Origin of the sequence: Lutimonas saemankumensis, from assembly GCF_020171465.1 — a bacterium.
Classification (GTDB): domain Bacteria; phylum Bacteroidota; class Bacteroidia; order Flavobacteriales; family Flavobacteriaceae; genus Lutimonas; species Lutimonas saemankumensis.
Genome location: NZ_JAIUZR010000006.1, coordinates 15,627 through 32,788 on the forward strand (window position 1 = coordinate 15,627; position 17,162 = coordinate 32,788).

A 17,162-nucleotide genomic window follows, 5' to 3' on the forward strand; every position below is an offset into this window, starting at 1 on the left:
TTCGTCCTATTTGTATTTTATAAGAATCAAAAATCACTGAAATTTAAGGTAAGCCAAAACTAAGGTTTGATTTGGCTCTAAAGTTAATAAGATATGGAAGATAGTAAAAGTGTATTTATTACGGGTATTACGGGCAATCAGGGAGGAGCATTGGCAAAACATCTTTCTGAAACAGATATTAGAATTGTCGGTTTGACCAGGGATTCAGGGTCTGTAAGGGCAAAGAATTTAGTTGCTCAGGGCGTGGAAATCGTTGAAGGAGATCTCGATAATCACGACTCGTTCAAGGAGACGCTTTCCGATATTGATATCTTTTTTTTGGTGCAGGGGTTCGAGCAGGGCGCAAAGAAGGAAATTGAGCAAGCCCAAAGACTGGTGGACTTGATAAAAGAATATCACGTTCCGCATTTGGTATATTCCTCCGTTCTTGGAGCCGATTTGAATACCGGTATTCCTCATTTTGAAAGTAAGTATATCGTTGAAAATTACATTAAGAACAGTCAATTGGATTATACCACCCTAAGACCAGCCTCTTTTATGGAAAATCTTTTGAATCAGGAGGTTCTCAAGCGATTAAAGAAAGGGAAGTTAGTTTTGCCCTTGAATAAGAACACGATTCAACAACTGATCAGTACAGAAGATATTGGTAAGGTAGCGGCGCGCATAATCACTACTATCTCAAAATATAAGGGACAGACCCTAAATTTGGTGACAGACCAGAAATCTGCAATGGAACAGGCAGAAGCAATATCCAAGGTCTTAAATAAACCTGTCACCTATCAAAAGCTACCGGGAATATTTACTTATTTATTTATGGGAAAGGATTTGTTCAAAATGTTCTCTTACATGAATAAAAACAATTTTATTGTAATGAAAGACATCGATGCTTTCAAGAAGGAGTTCAAGGAACTTGGCGATTTTGAATATTGGGTTGAATCCACCCTGAAGCTTCATATTTAATTTCTTTAATTGCAAGTGCTTAAAATGATATTTGATTTATCCGGAACCTAACGGAATGAGATTTTGGTTAACTTTGATTTATGCAGATTATAGATCCAGGTAAAAGAAACCAGAAATTGATGAAAGCCACATCCGGTAAAAAAGGAATATTCAAAGTCTTGCTTCGAGGCGTCATTCTATTAATTAGTGTATTGTTGCTGCTCAGTTTGGGTTTTTTTATTTATTTGAATAACAGAAAGAATGAAATCAGCAAGGAACTGTTATCTCAGGTAAATAAGGAATTGAAAGGAGATTTTTCTGTTGAAGACATCGATCTTGGATCCCTGTGGTCCTACCCAAATTTGAAAGTTACCTTACGAAATCTCAGATTTGATGCTCCGATCAGACCAGATACGATTTCACCTAATAGGTCAATATTGGAGGTTGAGAGGGCAGTTTTTAAAGCAGACCTGAGTAAGGTATTATCCAATCAGATCCTGATCGAAGATTTATTTATTCAGGGAGGCTTGCTACGCATAGAGAAGGACAGTCTGGGTGAAATGGTCATTTCACAGGGATTTACTCCAGTTGAAGATAATGGTCAATTGGAAGATAAGGATGAGCCTGGTGAGGTTTCCGGTCTTTTTATTAAGATTCCCAATATTCTTATTGAAGATATGAAGGTCGAGATCATTGATGGGCAAAAGGATCTGCTGATACCCTTTGAAAGTCATGAAATCACTGGGAATTTTCAATTAGAGAATGATTTGATCACGGGAAGGGCATCAATTCAAACGTTACCCATGAATCTTCCTTTTATTGATCAACTCTACATCAATGAAATTCCTCTTGTCCTTACTTCCGATTACATCGTTGAGTTAAATGACAGACGAGTTTTGTTAACCGATGCAAAGGTTCAAATGGAAGATGAAAAATACAGCTTGATGTATGATTATCGCTACAATGATGATCCACTAATGGTCCTTGAGCTTTCTTCTCATGAACCGGGAGTCGACCTTTCGACCTTATTTGTTGAAAAAAAAGATACGTTGGAAAATGAGAAACGAATTAAATTGATGGGTGTGGGTGAGTTTCATTCAAGTCTCAGTTGGAACCCGGATAATCCTGCTCCGTTTTTTGAGGCGCTCACTGCAGATTTTTCTATAGAAGGCAGAGATTTAAAAGTATATGGGATCGATCTGGATAAACTCATAGATAAATTTAAGCGTAGTCAGGAGTTTAATCTTGCGGATGCTGGTGCTGTCATGTTTGCGGGGCCGGCGGGACTTGCGGTAACCAAGGGTTCGGACTTTGCGAGCCTGGCTTTTATGAAGGCTGGAGATTCTACCGATGTTGCACATTTTCTCGCGGACTGGAATCTAAGGAAAGGGATGCTGACAACAGGAGATGTGGCCATGAGTACCAAAAATAATCTTGTGGCAACTGAAGGATGGTATTCGATTCAAACTGATAGCCTGGATTTTAAGATCAATGTTCTTGACAAAAGAGGATGTGAATTGATAGGGCAAAAAATCTATGGTAAAGCCTCTGGTCCGGAATATGGCAAAGTGAAAATTCTCAAGACTTTTTTTGGGCCGGTGACCAATTTTTTTCGAAATATAGGCCTTGCTAAATGTGATACGATTTACAAAGGAAAGGTTATTCATCCCAGTCAAATTCCTGAAAATGATATTTAGATGGATAAAGTATATGAAATGTTGCCATATTTCTGGTCAGGTTTTATAAAAACCCCTTTCTCTTTTGAAAAAAAAATAGCTCCCTTCGGACACTATTAGGCTATTCTGGTCCTATACGAATTGTTTCTTTTGGTTTAATGTCAGTTCTTTAATTACAAGAAATATTAACAATTGACTAAATCCTATAAAAATGAAAAGATTAACATTAATGTTGCTCATGTTACTAACCGTAATGGTACATGCTCAGAAAAAAAAGAATGGAACAATTTATTCAGAACACCCTGCCATTGACGTCGTGGAAAATTTAAACAAGGCTTTTGTTGCCGGTGATTCAGACAAAGTAATGAGTTTCCTTGCTGACGATTACAAATACTGGAACGGGACCAATTCAAACAAAGATGCCAAACCAGGAACAAAAGAAGGTGCTGGAAAAAATGCAAAATGGTGGAAAGAAAATGTCTCTTACTTAAGCCTGGAAAGAACAAGTGGTGCTTATCCGGATGCGATAGAATATAAAGATGAAAATCAAAAAGATGTAGTATGGGTGCAAACCTGGAACCATTTAAAAGGAGTGCATAACAGTACGGGAGTAAAAATCGATATGCCGGTTCACAGGCTTTATGTTGTAAATGCCGATAATAAAATTCAAACAATTATTGATTACAGTGATCGAACGGTTTGGCGAGAGCTGAATGAAAGCTTTGTGGCCCGAAAGAATGGAACAATTTACAATCATCACGATTATATCAACAGCGTAAGGCGAATGATGGCGGCCCTTGAAAATAAGGATATGGAAAAATTCTATAGTTATTATCATGATGATGCACGATTCAGAAATATTCATATGCCCGTTGGAACAGAGGCCATGACACTTGAACAGGATCGTGAAGGAATGCAAAAAATGATGGAGGCCTATGATATTACAAGTATTGACGTACAAGGTTATCCGGATTATCTGAATTACGGACTGGGAAATGCTAAAGTTGTACAATCCTGGTGGAAGGTAAGAATGACCAGAAAGTCAGATGATAAAAAAATTGTTATGCCTTTATTTTTGATTCATGATTTTGATGATGATGGAAAGATCGTTGGTGAAAATGCCTATTACAGTGCGAGTCTGATGCAGAATTAAAAGGGATTGATTGAAATAAAGTTGAATGATAAATATAAAGCGATGAAAAAAGGCTCGATAAAAGTAAGCGTACTTTATCCCAAAGCAAATGGAAAACATTTTGATATGCAATATTATTCCAAGGATCATGTTGGGATGGTTGCAAAACTACTGGGTAATTCAGTGCTGGGGGCGACCGTGGAACAAGGGCTTTTAGGATCTGCTCCCGGTTCGGCCCCTGAGTTTGAGGCAATTGGAAATCTGTATTTTGAGAGTTTGGAATCCTTTCAGAATTCGTTTGGACCCAATGCAGAAAAAATTATGGGTGATGTTCCAAATTTCACTAATATCCAACCCATCGTTCAAATAAGTGAGGTTGTGATCTAAAAAAGAATCCGGTCTATTCAATCGAATGGACCGGATTTTATATTTATTGAGCTGTGGTTTTATTCGTCGTCATCTTCACGGCTACTTGACAGGATCTTGTCATCCTCTTCCTTTTCTGCTTCGCTTTCTTCTTCAATTTCTGAATTGACCCCAAATTTTTCCATGCTGTCTGCCACGTGTTTGCTGATCTTTACAAGATAAATGGTGTCCTCCGTTCTTACCTCAACGGCCTCTATGAGCTCATAATTTGCATTTCTAAAGGTAACGATATCCAGATCGTCATATCCGTTTGGAAATTTATTTACCAAAAGCTCCAATATACTATGGTCAAGTTTTTTGTAATCTACGATAATTCTTTTCATGATCGGTCCGTATTAAAGGTTTTACAAATTGATCAATTGTTCAGATTAAACGGATTGAGCCATTATTCTAAAGTAAATGACTAAATCCAAAACTATATTTTTCAGATATCAGATAACCGTATTTAGCATAAAAAAATTATAGGCTAATTTACTTTTTTTTTTGAAGATAATTTTATTTTAGTGAATTTTGATACTGATATTTTGCAAAATTGTCCGAATTTTATTCTGCTTTAAATAACCGATAGTTTAACTCTTCTTAATGAGCAAAATATGAATAAAAATAATCAGTTTGAAATTAATCTGGGAGGAAAAGTTGCCCTGGTCACAGGGTCGGCAAGAGGACTGGGCAAGGCCTGTGCACTGGCCTTAGCGAGTGCGGGTGCTGATATAGTCTTGGGTCTCAGGAATTCTTCTGATGCTGAGGATTTGGAACATGAGATTCGTCAAATGGGCAGACAGGTTCTAAGGGTCCAGATGGATATGTCCTCTTTAGATGAAATCAGGAGTGCCGTTGATACCGTGGTTAATCAGTTTGGGAGTATCGATATTTTGGTCAATAATGTGGGTGTCGCTCCGGCGAATGATGCCATAGATGTTACAGAATCTGATTATGACCTTACGATGAATCTTAATGTAAAGGCCATGTTTTTTACTTCTCAGATGGTGGCCAGGCAGATGATAAAGCAGGGAGGAGGAAAAATAATCAACATGAGCTCTCAGGCCGGGTCGATAGCCCTGGATCAGGAAGCTGTATATTGTATGAGTAAAGCTGCTGTCAATCATATGACAAAAAATCTGGCATCGGAGTGGGCCAAATACAATATCCATGTTAATGCGGTGGCACCAACCTTTATTAAGACACCAGGAACCGAGCCCTGGTTAAAAGATCCGGATTTCAGGCAAAGTGTTATTGAGAGAATTCCTTTAGGTAGAATTGGAAAACCCGAAGAGGTTTCATCCGTAGTAGTTTTTCTCGCTTCACAGGCGGCATCGCTTATCACGGGAGAAATCATCATGGTCGATGGTGGCTGGACACTCAAATAGGCACTGGGTATGATAAAATTTAAATCAGTAATCAAAAATAAGGACCTCGAAATAATCGAAAGAATGGCAGAAGTGATCTGGTATGAGCATTATACCCCAATAATTGGTAAGGAACAGGTAGATTACATGCTGGAGAAATTCCAATCGGCCAAAAGTATGAGGGAACAGATTGAAAAAGGATACACCTATATCACGATAAAAAAGAATAAGAATTCTATCGGTTACCTGGCATATGAACAAAGACAAGATACCTTGTTCCTGAGCAAAATATATCTATTAAAGAATGAGCGGGGAAAAGGATTTGGAAAACTGGCTATGAATCATATATTCCAGACTGCAAGAGGGAAAGGTTGCAACTCGGTTCGATTAACCGTTAATCGATTCAATCAAAATTCGATCAGTGCCTATCAGCGAATAGGCTTTGAAAAGAGGGGTGAAGTGGTACAGGATATAGGTAATGGTTTCGTGATGGATGACTACATTATGGAAAAAAGCCTGATGTAACCCTTGGGACAAAAATCATAAGCTTATTCTCACCGTATTTTATACGATTTCACTTGGTTATTTTCTTCTTTTGCCGTAATATTGTGTCATTATAACACAATAAATAAGAACATGAAAAAAATTGCCATAAAAATATTGAAAGTATTAGGTGTGATTTTAGTATTGCTTGTAATTTTTGGTGCGGGTATCTATTACAAAAGTGTCAATTATAACATGTACGAATTACAGGCCGATAAGGAGCTTCTGCCCGAACCTGAGAACGAGGCGGGTTATGCGATTCTGGCAGAAGAGCTGGTTGCAAAAATGGATCTCAGGGAAAAGATCGATCAGATGTACGGGGAGAAAATGTATCAGGTCCCAAAATTGGCGATTGGCTTTTTGATGAAGAACAGGTTTCCGCATGTTTATGTTGGTGAGAACAAAAGATTACATATTCCACCCTGGGTTTTATCAGACGGCCCCAGGGGTGCCAGGGTGATGGACCACAAAGTTAATAGTGTGACCACATTTCCTGTGGGAATGGCCCGCGGAGCTAGTTGGGACGTGGATCTGGAAGAAAGAATTCATGAAGTGATTGCCATTGAAATGCGAGCCAATAGAGTAAATTACGCTGCGACACCCTGTATCAATTTGTTGCGTCATCCTGCTTGGGGCAGGGCCCAGGAAACCTATGGGGAGGACCCTTGGTTACTCGGTGAATTCGGTGTGGCTGCGGTGAAGGGAATAGAGAAGCACAATGTAATGGCCTGCCCAAAACACTTTGCCCTGAACAGCCTGGATAATTCAAGGTTCGTGGTTGATGTTGAACTTGATGAAAGAACGTTAAGAGAAGTTTATCTTCCTCATTTTAAGAAAACCATACAGGTTGGGAAACCGGCTTCCATCATGAGTGCTTACAATAAGGTGAGAGGAGAGTATCTGGCAAATAATAAATATCTTTTAAACGATATCTTACGAGACGAATGGGGTTTTAAAGGATTTGTAACCTCAGATTGGTTTAAAGGAACCTATGACGGAATCGGCAGCGTAAAAGCGGGGCTGGATGTCGAAATGCCCTATCAGCAAGTATACAAATACAATATTCTTGAAGAAGGAATAGAAAATGGAGAAATCAGCGAGGCAGATATAGACAAGATTGTAACCCGAACCCTTGAAACAAGGCTTAAATATGCCTTTAGCGACGATCAGGAAACCTATAGCTATGAGGAAATAGAAAAAGAATCGCATGTAACTCTGGCAAGAGTCGCTGCCGAGAAGAGCATGGTCCTTATCAAGAATGATAACTTACTTCCGTTACCTTCTGAATCCGGACAAAAGGTTTTAGTTTTAGGACGGCTTGCCAATGCAGAGAACACCGGAGATCATGGCAGCAGTAACTCAACATCTTTGAATATAACAACCCCGTATGAAGGGATCAGATCCTTGAATGAGGAAATAGGAAATGAGATTGAATTATATGATGGCCCCGACACTCAGCTTGCAGCAGAAAAGGCCAAGCAATCGGATCAGGTGATCCTTGTAGTGGGATATACTTTTGAGAATGAAGGGGAGTATATCAATATGAAAGATGATATGGAAAAATCTGCTGAAGCCGGAAGATTACTGGGTGAAAAAGGAATTGGCGGTGACAGAGAAAGTTTGCGCTTATTACCTGAAGACGAAGCTCTTATAGAGGCTGTGTCTTCGGTTAATAAGAAGGTGGTAGTTGTTTACGTTGGAGGAAGCGCCATCAATATGAATGCCTGGGAATCCAAAGTGCCGTCAATAGTGTTTGCATGGTACAGCGGTATGGAAGGAGGGACGGCACTGGCAAATGTCTTGTATGGAAAAGTCAATCCAAGTGGAAAATTACCTTTCTCCATTGCCAAAAATGATTCTGACTACCCTTACTTTAATCCTTACACGCTTAAAATTGAATATGGTTACTATCATGGTTATACCCTGTTTGACAAGAATAATATTGAGGTAGCCTACCCCTTCGGTTACGGATTGAGCTATACCAGTTACGCTTATAATAATTTGACTATTGAAAATTCAGCGTTAACAACGGATGATACCTTGAAAGCAAGTATTGAGGTAACCAATACAGGAGATATGGCAGGAGAAGAAATAGTTCAGTTATATGTAGGCTTTAAAAATTCTCAAATTGATCGACCTGTAAAATTGTTAAGAGGCTTTGATAAAATAAAACTTCAACCCTTAGAGACCAAAGTAGTTCCGTTTGAAGTTAAGATTGAGGATCTGGCCTGGTATGATCCGGAAGCAAAGGAATGGAAGGTTGAAGAGATGGAATATGAATTGTATATGGGGCCCAGCTCAAGTGCCGATCAATTGCTCAAGGATGAATTCGAGGTTACAAATTTCATGAAATAGTGAATTGAACTCAAGAATTATAGCCTCCTCTCGTTTTACTAATTATTCATAAGAGGAGGCCATAATTCTTTAGTTTATATCGCCAAAGCATAGATATTTGATTTCCAGATATTCGTCAATTCCATATTTGGAGCCTTCTCTGCCAAACCCGCTTTCTTTTATTCCTCCAAATGGTGCAAGAGTAGTAGATATTTTTCCTGTGTTAATTCCGACCATTCCATATTCTAAAGCTTCTGAAACACGTGTTATCTGAGCGAAATCTTTTCCATAAAAATAACATGCCAGGCCGTAAGGCGTATCATTGGCCATTTTGATTACTTCCTCTTCATTTCTGAATTTATAGATTGGTGCAACAGGGCCAAATATTTCCTCTCTAAAGATCCTCATATTCTGGGTAGCATCTGTCAAGAGTGTTGGTTCAAAGATCAAAGAGTCTTTTTGGTAATTAAATCGATTTCCACCTGTCAAAATTTGAGCGCCATGTCGCTTGGCATCCGCTACAAGGTCTTCTACAAATTTAACGGCTTTCTCTTCAACTAAAGGACCAATGTTTACTTGTTCATCCAAACCATTTCCTAAGCGCAACTTCATTATCATTGCTGCCAGTTTAGAATTAAACACATCATAAACCTCTTCTTGTACAAATATTCTATTACTGCAAACACAGGTTTGCCCGGCATTTCTGAATTTAGAGTTAATCACCCCTTCAACAGCTTTATCAAGATCAGCATCATTGAAAACGATAAAAGGGGCATTTCCACCCAATTCCATCGATACTTTTTTTACAGTATCCGCGCATTTTTTAATAAGATGTTTACCCACCGGTGTCGAACCGGTGAAAGAAAGTTTTCTAACGATGGGATTCTCGGTTAATTCATTTCCAATTTCACTTGCATTATCACTTGTAATGACATTGAATACACCTGGCGGAATACCTGCTTGTTCTCCGAGAACAGCCAATGCAAGAGCCGATAGTGGGGTAAGTTTTGGGGCCTTTAATACCATGGTACATCCTGCGGCAAGTGCCGGGGCTGCTTTTCTGGTAATCATGGCGTTGGGAAAATTCCAAGGTGTTATTGCCGCCACTACACCCACGGGTTGTTTTATTACACTGATTCTTATGTCTTGCTGATGTGCAGGAATAATATCGCCATAGACTCTTTTTGCTTCTTCAGCAAACCATTCAACAAAAGAGGCGCCGTAAAGAATCTCTCCACGAGACTCTATAATTGGCTTGCCTTGTTCAGCAGTTAACAGTATGGCCAAATCTTCAAGATGTTCTATTTGTAATTCATACCATCTTCTCAAAATAAGGCCTCTTTCAATCCCGGTTAATTTTTTCCAGCCATCCAGGGCATATTGTGCCGCCAAAATCGCTTTTTTCGTATCGGCTCGGTCGCAATTGGATACTTGAGTGATAAGGCTTCCATCATAAGGGTTGACAACTGAAAAGGTTTTTCCTGAGGAAGCATCTGTAAAGTTCCCATTAATATAGGATTGATTTTTAAGTAAGGATCGATTTCTAAGTTTCATAAGTCACGATTTTTTATTAAACCAGTTCTAAGGCCTTTTCAAAAATTCGCAGGCTTTTATTGATTTCAGATTCGGTCACTACAAGAGGTGGTATCCAGCGAATGACATTTTTGTAAGTGCCGCAACCCATTAAAATAAGATTTTGCTCCAGGCAATGACTTATGATATTGCTTGCGACTTCAGGGTTAGGGCTCCTGTCAGGATTGATAAACTCAGTTCCGATCATAAGTCCCTGCCCTCGAATATCTCCCATAAATGGAAATTTTTCCTGTAAATTTTTTAGCCCTTCAACTAGCTGAACTCCTCTTGCAGAGGCATTTTCAATCAAATGTTCATTCAATAGTACGTCAATTGTGGCGCATGCTGCTGCGGTTGGGAGGGTGCTGCCACCCCCATAGGTTCCACCATGCGTACCTGGTATCCATTTATTCATCAGTGTCTCATTCGATGCTATGGCAGAGATCGGTAAGCCACTTCCCAGACCTTTAGCCATAACCAGGATATCTGGTTTCACTTCACTATGCTCAAAACTGAACAATTTACCTGTTCTTCCAAAACCGCTCTGCACCTCATCTATAATAAGCATGATCCCATATTGATCACATATTTTTCTCAAATGCTGTAAAAACCGTTTTGGAGCAGGCACATAGCCTCCTTCTCCCAGAACCGGTTCAATAATAATTGCAGCGGTCTCATCCGGTGACGTCTGGCCTTTTAACAGCAGATCGAGTTCTTTGATGCAAAAATCAACAGTACTGTCTTCATCCCAGCCGTAGTAAAATGCATTGGGGAAAGGTGCCACAAAAATTCCGGAAGGTAAAGGATGATATTTCTGTCTGTAAATCGTTTTAGACGTAGTCATGGCCATGGCTAAATGGGTTCTGCCATGAAAACTACCCTGAAATACGATGATGTTACTTCTGCCTGTTGCTGCTTTTGCCAGTTTTACACTGCTTTCGGTGGCTTCAGCTCCACTATTTGAAAAGAAGAATCTGTTGAGGTGTTCAGGCGTTAAACTATTTAATTTTTCGGCAAGTTCTGAACTTCTGTGGTTGATCACACAATTCATTTGCGCAAATAAAAGTGATTCGGCCTGTTTTTGAACTTCTTTTACAATGTATGGATGACTATGGCCTGTATTAGTTACTCCAATACCGGAAGTAAAATCCATATAACACTGACCAGCTTCGTCATATAGGTAAATTCCTTCTCCTTTTACGGGAGTAATTTCAGTAAGATTTGTCCAGACCGGTGATAAGTAGTCTCTTCCGGAATTTATAGTTTTATTCATTTTTAATATTAATTATTAATCTTTAAGCCCAATCCATACCGTTTTTTCCTTGGTATATAACTCAATTGCGCTTTTTCCCATTTCTTTTCCTATACCACTTTGTTTAAAGCCTCCAAAAGGGACTGACGGATCGAACATGTCATATCCATTGATCCAAACTGTACCAGATTGAACTTTGTTTGCAAATCGATGAGCCTTAGAAATATCATTGGTCCAAACAGCGGCCGCTAGTCCATAGATTGAATCATTGGCTCTGGCAACCACCTCGTCAAAAGTATCAAATGAGGAAATCACCACGACAGGTCCAAAAATTTCTTCCTGTACAATCTGTAACTGGTCATTTTGATGAGCAAAAATAGTGGGCTCTATAAAGTAACCATTTCCTAATTCGCCTTGTATTCTTTTACCACCAGTAATGAGTTCGGCGCCTTCATTGATGCCTATGTCAATATATTTTAAAACGGTTTGAAGTTGAGACTCACTGATCATTGGTCCCAGGTCTGGATTTAACATTCCCTTATTAATTTTCAATGAATCAGCCTTTGTTTTTAGGATATCAACTACCTTTTGGTAGATACTTCTCTGAACATAAATTCTTGAACCCAAAGTGCATTCCTGACCGGTATTATAAAAACTAGACCAAACAATACTCTCAAATACATGGTCTAAGTTGGCATCTTCAAAAATGATGTTGGGTGATTTACCGCCTAGTTCCAGACTCACTTTTTTTAAATTGCTATGCGCAGCGGCCTCCATGATTTGGCGGCCAACTTTGGTGGATCCGGTAAAACTAACTTTGTCAATATTCATATGTGAAGAAATTGCCTGACCTGTAGGTAGCCCGGGGCCTGTTACGATATTCACCACCCCATTGGGAAATCCGGCTTCCTCAATGAGTTTGCCCAAGTAAAGGGCGCTTAAGGATGTTTGCTCCGCAGGCTTTAAAACGCAGCAATTACCACAAGCTAAAGCAGGAGCCAATTTCCAGGCAGCAATCATCAACGGGAAGTTCCATGGAACTATTAAGCCGGTAACACCCAGTGGTTCTCTTTTAGTATAGGCTATGCTATCGTTTCCAACAGGTAATGTGTTACCTTCAATTTTGGTGGCCCAACCTGCATAATATCTAAAATGATTGATAGCAGAATCCACGTCGTATCTTGCTTTTTCTAAGGGTTTGCCATTGTCAAGCGTCTCAAGTTCCATTAAGATTTGCTTATCTCTTTCCATCAGATCTGCCAGCTTCCAAAGTAGAGAGGCTCGATCTGCCGGTGTAGTCGTATTATTCCAAACAGTTTCGAAGGATTTTTTTGCTGCGTTTACAGCCGTATTAACGTCTGCATTACCGGCCAGAGGTATCTCGTTTAAAAAACTTCCATCTGCAGGATTAATGGTTTTAAAGGTTTCTCCGCTTTGAGCCGAAACCCATTCTCCATTTATGAGCATTTTAGCAGGATTATCTAAAAAGTCAATAGTGCAATCGTTTAAACCCATTGTCTTTGTTAATTCTTTCATGATTATTGATTTAATGATACAAAATGGATGATTTTTATTCGCGGGCAAGTTCTAAAACAGCATGCAACAGGACATTTGTACCTTGAAAGGCATCTTTCTTTTCAATGTTTTCCTTTTCATTATGGCTCAATCCTTTTTCGCATGGAATGAAAATCATACTTGTTGGAGAAACTTTAGAAATATATACAGAATCATGACCAGCACCGCTAACCAGTTCCATAGCAGGGTAGTCAAGTTTGGCGACGGCATCACGAACCGCCGACACACATTTGTCATCAAAACGAATCGGTTCTGAGTACCAAATTTGATCCAATTCGACTTGAACTTTTTTGGTTTTGTTAAAATTTGATATGAGTTTTTTCAAGGCAAGATCCATGGCTGTCAAAGTATCCGTATCCGGATGCCTTAAGTCAAGTGTGACATTAAGTTCCCCTGGTACAGTATTTCTAACACCCGGGCTGGCAACTAGATTCCCAATCGTAATTCGTGCATGTTTTCCAAACTCTTCTTCGAAATCGTAAATCCTGGTCAATAAGGGAAGCATTTCTTTAACCGGGTCTTTTCGGTAACCCATTGGTGAAGGACCTGCATGTGTTTCCTGACCTTGAAAAGTCAGATCATACCATCGAATTCCTTGAACTCCTGTAACTATCCCAACAGATTTTTGCTCGGCTTCTAAAATAGGCCCTTGCTCAATATGTAGTTCAAAAGTGGCTTTGTAAGGCCTGTTTCCAACCGGGACACTACCTTTATATCCGATTTTTTCAAGCTCTTGACCCAGCAACAAACCATCTTTATCCTTTCTTGAATATGCGTATTCTAAACTGAACTCTTTGGCAAACACGCCAGAAGATATCATTGCCGGAGAAAACCTTGCTCCTTCCTCATTGGTCCATGAAACAAGTTCAATAGGATGTTCAGTGATAATTTCTAAGTCATTTAGAGTTTCTATAACTTCAAGGCCTGCTAAAACACCCAGTACCCCATCATATTTTCCCCCTGTGGGTTGACTGTCCAAATGACTTCCCACCATAACAGGTAGCAATGAATTATCCTTGCCTGCTCTTTTGGCAAAAATATTACCCATTTGATCTATTTCGATGCTACAGCCTGCCTGTTTGCACCATTCAATAAACAAATCCCGTCCTTGTTTATCTTCTTCCGTCAGAGTTACTCTGCATACACCTCCATTGGCAGTGCCTCCAACCTGACTCATTTCCATAAGCCTTTTCCAAAGCCTGTCTTCGTTGATCCCTATCATTTAATCACTTTTTTTTATTTATTTCTTTTCCTTGGTTTTTTACTTCAAGGTGGCTGAAATCTGTACTTACATCTTGAGATGCCCATTTTCTAACATCCAGATACATCGTGGTATTTGTTTCGAAAATCCCATTGATAGAGTGAATTTTTTGATTCATGGTATCGAGCAGGTGTTTATTATTAATACAAGTCATATTGATCTCGATGTCATAATTACCGGAGGTGAGGGCCAGGAAACTTACCTCCTGAATTTTTGTAAGCTCTTCCACGACCTCTTGGATGATATCAGTTGGTCTGACTTTTATATTGATTCTGGCATAAGCATTTAATCCTGCTTTGACCGGATCTGTCCAGCCAATAATGTGTAATACTTTATTTTCCACTAATTTTTGATACCTGTTTCTGATCATACCCACCGATACATTCATTTCATGGGATATATCTGTAAAAGATTTTCGCCCATCTTTTTGAAGATGAGTAAGTATTTGAATATCGATTTGATCTAATTGAGGATGGGATAAATTCATAAATAAAAAATTTTCACAAAAGTACATTAAAAATAAAAAAAATACAAAATATTAGGTTATAAATAAAAAATTTATAATTTAGCGGTTCAATTATGAAAAAATACGACTAATAACTAAGAATTTTAAATGATGAACTTAAATCAAATTAAATTAATACTCATTGTGGTGGTTGTTTCAGTGATGACTCAAAACATATCCGCGCAGACTATTAAAGGGTATGTTATTGATATTGAAACTAGAGATCCGGTACCAGGTGCCACGGTGCTGGAGATAGGAACGGATAATGGAGTGGCGACAGGATTTAATGGTGAATTTACATTGAATATTGAAAACGCCGATTCTAAAATTGAAATTAGCTTTTTAGGCTATGAAACCTATGTTTTGTCGGAGAGTGAGATTAAAAAAGGACAAGAATCAAGTGGAATCACCATTGGTATTTCTCCAGACGGATTAACGCTTAAAGATGTCGTGGTTACGGCAAACAGGGTCGAGGAAAATTTGCAAAAAGTGAATGTATCCGCCACAGTTGTAGGAAGAAAGGATTTGGAAGAAAGGACGGTTAATACCTCTGTTGAAGCTTTAACCGCGGTTCCTAATGTAATTACAGATTCGTACGGGCCTTCGCTGACCAATATATCTATCAGGGGGCTTTCAACTAATTTCGACGGGGTTGGATTAGAGCAAGCTGTTGGTATGTATATAAATGATGTATATCAATCAAGAGCTTATGGATTTAACTCCTTAATCATGGATGTGGAACGAATAGAAGTTTTAAGAGGACCTCAGGGAACTTTGTTCGGCAAAAATACTGTAGGTGGTGTGGTTAACATTATATCGGCCCAGCCAGGCATGTTTAACAGTGGAGCCGTAGAAGTTTCCGGCGGTAATTTTGATTTTTTCAGTGCGAAGGCTATGGCCAATATCGAGTTGTCTAAAGATAAGGTTGCACTCCGAATTTCAGGAGCTTATAATCAAAGACATGGAAGTTTTGTAAAGCATATTGATCCTGAGATTGATAAGGTAAATGAAACGAAATTTTATGGGCTGAGGGCTTCTCTGTTAGTTAAGCCAAGTGACCACGTTGATATCACTTTTGAAGGGTATTATGCGAAAGATAATTCTGCTGAAGCATCATTTTCATATTTAAGCTCTGAGGATCTTCAGGCATTTGACCCAATTTTATTTGCCCCGGATGATTATGAAAACAGGGAGGCATCATTTAGTGAACCTTTTACCTTTGAAAGGAGCCAGTTTGGCTTATCCGGAAAAGTGGTTGCCGATATAGGGAACAATACATTAACTTCGATAACAGCGTATTCAAGTTCTGAGGATCAATCAATTCAGGATGTTGAAGCCTCCGCGATTCCGGCAGTATATCTTGACAGAAGCCAGGAATTCGGAACGTTTTCACAAGAAATAAGATTGAATTCACCTCGAGACCTCAAATTGAATTATGTCACGGGTTTATATTATGTTAATGAAAACATTAAAGGAAATGATATCGGGGTAACCCAGGAATTTTTGCCACCCTTACTTGGCCCGGATCTCGGGGTAGATGACCTGTTTATACCCGGTTATACAGAATCTGTTTCTAATAATAGCAGTATTTCCAACAATAGTTTTGCGGCATTTGGATCTTTAGGGTATAAATTTACCGATAGATTATCCTTGAACGTGGGATTGAGGTTCACTTCAGAATCAAAAACTTTCAAGACACTTCAGGAAACGGTTGAGAGTCAGGATGCGATTGATGCTGTTGGGTTTCCAATTGTATGGTTATTGGGAACTCCCTATGAGCAAAAAACTTTTGATAACACTGATAATATATTTACGGGTGATATTGGTTTGTCATATCAGGTTAATGAAAAGAATCTTTTATATGGAAAGTTTTCCAGAGGGTTTAAAGGAACGGGTTATAATTTTGCAGTATCAACTTATTTAGAAACAGATAGTTTTGAACCTACGGAGGACAATGTTTTATACAAGCCAGAGTTTATCAATAGCTTTGAGATTGGTTTCAAGTCATCACTTACCACTAAGATCCGTTTAAATGTAGCGGCCTATTATATTGACTATAAGGATAAGCAAGAATTATTATTTGCGGGCCTCACAAATGTCATAGCCAATGCGGAAAAATCTTCTGGTTATGGAGGTGAATTAGAGTTCAGTGCCATTCTGGCGAAAGGTTTCCAGATTGATGTAAACGGTGGGGTACAACAAATGAAATATGATGAGTTCTTATTTGGAGACATTGATTTAAGCGGTAATGAGCTGTCCAAGGCTCCAGGTTATACATTTAGCATCTCCCCTCAGTATGGAACAACTTTTGACAATGGCAGCAGGCTTTCTATGCGTGTTGATTTCAACCATTCCGCTAAATCATATAACGATATTTTTAATACAGAAACAATTTCCAGAAAGGCAGTAACCTTAATCAATGCAAGAGTTGGATACAGTTTAAAAGATGGACGATATAACATTGGATTATGGGGGAAAAACCTTTCAGATCAGGTCTATTTCGGGCATGGATTTCAGGGGCTGATCGGAGATTTTGTTTCCTTGAACCAGGCAAGAACCATGGGTCTTGATTTTAGAGCGAACTTTTTTTAATTGTGCATA

14 protein-coding genes are annotated in these 17,162 nt (G+C 39.0%); 8 read left to right on the top strand and 6 right to left on the bottom strand.

All coding sequences use genetic code 11. From position 1 onward, the window contains the following. The first annotated feature begins 93 nt into the window (after positions 1 to 93). The 4 genes from LCM02_RS14320 to LCM02_RS14335 all read left to right on the top strand — a co-directional run bounded on the left by LCM02_RS14320 (position 94) and on the right by LCM02_RS14335 (position 4,134). Positions 94 to 960 carry an NmrA/HSCARG family protein gene (locus LCM02_RS14320; RefSeq protein WP_224931512.1) on the top strand — a complete coding sequence of 289 codons (867 nt, stop codon included), beginning with the start codon at positions 94 to 96 and terminating at the stop codon, positions 958 to 960. A gap of 80 nt (positions 961 to 1,040) precedes the next feature. Beyond that, the gene (locus LCM02_RS14325) at positions 1,041 to 2,636 is read left to right on the top strand and encodes an AsmA family protein (protein ID WP_224931514.1); all 1,596 of its coding nucleotides are present in this window, start codon (positions 1,041 to 1,043) and stop codon (positions 2,634 to 2,636) included. A gap of 190 nt (positions 2,637 to 2,826) precedes the next feature. Then, positions 2,827 to 3,768 (top strand): nuclear transport factor 2 family protein, encoded by a 942-nt coding sequence (locus LCM02_RS14330; RefSeq protein ID WP_224931516.1) that lies wholly within the window; start codon positions 2,827 to 2,829, stop codon positions 3,766 to 3,768. Positions 3,769 to 3,810: 42 nt separating this feature from the next. Continuing rightward, entirely contained in the window at positions 3,811 to 4,134 is a 324-nt protein-coding gene (locus LCM02_RS14335) for an EthD family reductase (RefSeq protein WP_224931518.1), read from the top strand. Between the two features lie 59 nt (positions 4,135 to 4,193). On the opposite strand, the gene LCM02_RS14340 is transcribed toward LCM02_RS14335, so the two are convergent. Beyond that, positions 4,194 to 4,496: a hypothetical protein gene (locus LCM02_RS14340; protein ID WP_224931522.1), complete on the bottom strand. Its 303-nt coding sequence runs from the start codon at positions 4,494 to 4,496 to the stop codon at positions 4,194 to 4,196. A gap of 270 nt (positions 4,497 to 4,766) precedes the next feature. Between LCM02_RS14340 and LCM02_RS14345 the strand changes: the two genes are divergently transcribed. From LCM02_RS14345 to LCM02_RS14355, 3 genes are all read left to right on the top strand, one after another. Then, complete coding sequence (locus tag LCM02_RS14345; protein ID WP_224931524.1) at positions 4,767 to 5,540, top strand: SDR family NAD(P)-dependent oxidoreductase; 774 nt, start codon at positions 4,767 to 4,769, stop codon at positions 5,538 to 5,540. 9 nt (positions 5,541 to 5,549) lie between these two features. Further along, positions 5,550 to 6,044, top strand: coding sequence for a GNAT family N-acetyltransferase (locus LCM02_RS14350; RefSeq protein WP_224931525.1), 495 nt, complete (start codon positions 5,550 to 5,552; stop codon positions 6,042 to 6,044). Positions 6,045 to 6,155: 111 nt separating this feature from the next. Further along, positions 6,156 to 8,417, top strand: coding sequence for a beta-glucosidase family protein (locus tag LCM02_RS14355; RefSeq protein ID WP_224931527.1), 2,262 nt, complete (start codon positions 6,156 to 6,158; stop codon positions 8,415 to 8,417). Between the two features lie 69 nt (positions 8,418 to 8,486). Here the strand turns inward: LCM02_RS14355 and LCM02_RS14360 are convergent, their stop codons facing one another. From LCM02_RS14360 to LCM02_RS14380, 5 genes are read right to left on the bottom strand one after another with little or no spacing between them, the layout of a single operon-like run. Further along, positions 8,487 to 9,950: an NAD-dependent succinate-semialdehyde dehydrogenase gene (locus tag LCM02_RS14360; protein WP_224931530.1), complete on the bottom strand. Its 1,464-nt coding sequence runs from the start codon at positions 9,948 to 9,950 to the stop codon at positions 8,487 to 8,489. Between the two features lie 16 nt (positions 9,951 to 9,966). Next, positions 9,967 to 11,241 carry an aspartate aminotransferase family protein gene (locus LCM02_RS14365; protein WP_224931532.1) on the bottom strand — a complete coding sequence of 425 codons (1,275 nt, stop codon included), beginning with the start codon at positions 11,239 to 11,241 and terminating at the stop codon, positions 9,967 to 9,969. 15 nt (positions 11,242 to 11,256) lie between these two features. Then, positions 11,257 to 12,756 (bottom strand): aldehyde dehydrogenase family protein, encoded by a 1,500-nt coding sequence (locus LCM02_RS14370; protein ID WP_224931534.1) that lies wholly within the window; start codon positions 12,754 to 12,756, stop codon positions 11,257 to 11,259. Positions 12,757 to 12,790: 34 nt separating this feature from the next. Beyond that, complete coding sequence (locus tag LCM02_RS14375) at positions 12,791 to 14,017, bottom strand: Zn-dependent hydrolase (protein ID WP_224931536.1); 1,227 nt, start codon at positions 14,015 to 14,017, stop codon at positions 12,791 to 12,793. Between the two features lie 4 nt (positions 14,018 to 14,021). Then, on the bottom strand, positions 14,022 to 14,543 hold the full coding sequence (locus LCM02_RS14380; RefSeq protein ID WP_224931538.1) for an Lrp/AsnC family transcriptional regulator: 522 nt from the start codon (positions 14,541 to 14,543) through the stop codon (positions 14,022 to 14,024). Between the two features lie 126 nt (positions 14,544 to 14,669). Here LCM02_RS14380 and LCM02_RS14385 point away from each other — a divergent pair, with 126 nt between their 5' ends. Further along, entirely contained in the window at positions 14,670 to 17,153 is a 2,484-nt protein-coding gene (locus tag LCM02_RS14385; RefSeq protein ID WP_224931540.1) for a TonB-dependent receptor, read from the top strand. The last annotated feature ends 9 nt before the right edge of the window (positions 17,154 to 17,162 follow it).

Excerpts from the sequence above, each read along its gene's own strand:
- LCM02_RS14320 (WP_224931512.1), top strand. The coding sequence starts at position 94 with ATGGAAGATAGTAAAAGTGTATTTATTACGGGTATTACGGGCAATCAG.
- LCM02_RS14325 (WP_224931514.1), top strand. The coding sequence starts at position 1,041 with ATGCAGATTATAGATCCAGGTAAAAGAAACCAGAAATTGATGAAAGCC.
- LCM02_RS14330 (WP_224931516.1), top strand. The coding sequence starts at position 2,827 with ATGAAAAGATTAACATTAATGTTGCTCATGTTACTAACCGTAATGGTA.
- LCM02_RS14335 (WP_224931518.1), top strand. The coding sequence starts at position 3,811 with ATGAAAAAAGGCTCGATAAAAGTAAGCGTACTTTATCCCAAAGCAAAT.
- LCM02_RS14340 (WP_224931522.1), bottom strand. The coding sequence starts at position 4,496 with ATGAAAAGAATTATCGTAGATTACAAAAAACTTGACCATAGTATATTG.
- LCM02_RS14345 (WP_224931524.1), top strand. The coding sequence starts at position 4,767 with ATGAATAAAAATAATCAGTTTGAAATTAATCTGGGAGGAAAAGTTGCC.
- LCM02_RS14350 (WP_224931525.1), top strand. The coding sequence starts at position 5,550 with ATGATAAAATTTAAATCAGTAATCAAAAATAAGGACCTCGAAATAATC.
- LCM02_RS14355 (WP_224931527.1), top strand. The coding sequence starts at position 6,156 with ATGAAAAAAATTGCCATAAAAATATTGAAAGTATTAGGTGTGATTTTA.
- LCM02_RS14360 (WP_224931530.1), bottom strand. The coding sequence starts at position 9,950 with ATGAAACTTAGAAATCGATCCTTACTTAAAAATCAATCCTATATTAAT.
- LCM02_RS14365 (WP_224931532.1), bottom strand. The coding sequence starts at position 11,241 with ATGAATAAAACTATAAATTCCGGAAGAGACTACTTATCACCGGTCTGG.
- LCM02_RS14370 (WP_224931534.1), bottom strand. The coding sequence starts at position 12,756 with ATGAAAGAATTAACAAAGACAATGGGTTTAAACGATTGCACTATTGAC.
- LCM02_RS14375 (WP_224931536.1), bottom strand. The coding sequence starts at position 14,017 with ATGATAGGGATCAACGAAGACAGGCTTTGGAAAAGGCTTATGGAAATG.
- LCM02_RS14380 (WP_224931538.1), bottom strand. The coding sequence starts at position 14,543 with ATGAATTTATCCCATCCTCAATTAGATCAAATCGATATTCAAATACTT.
- LCM02_RS14385 (WP_224931540.1), top strand. The coding sequence starts at position 14,670 with ATGATGAACTTAAATCAAATTAAATTAATACTCATTGTGGTGGTTGTT.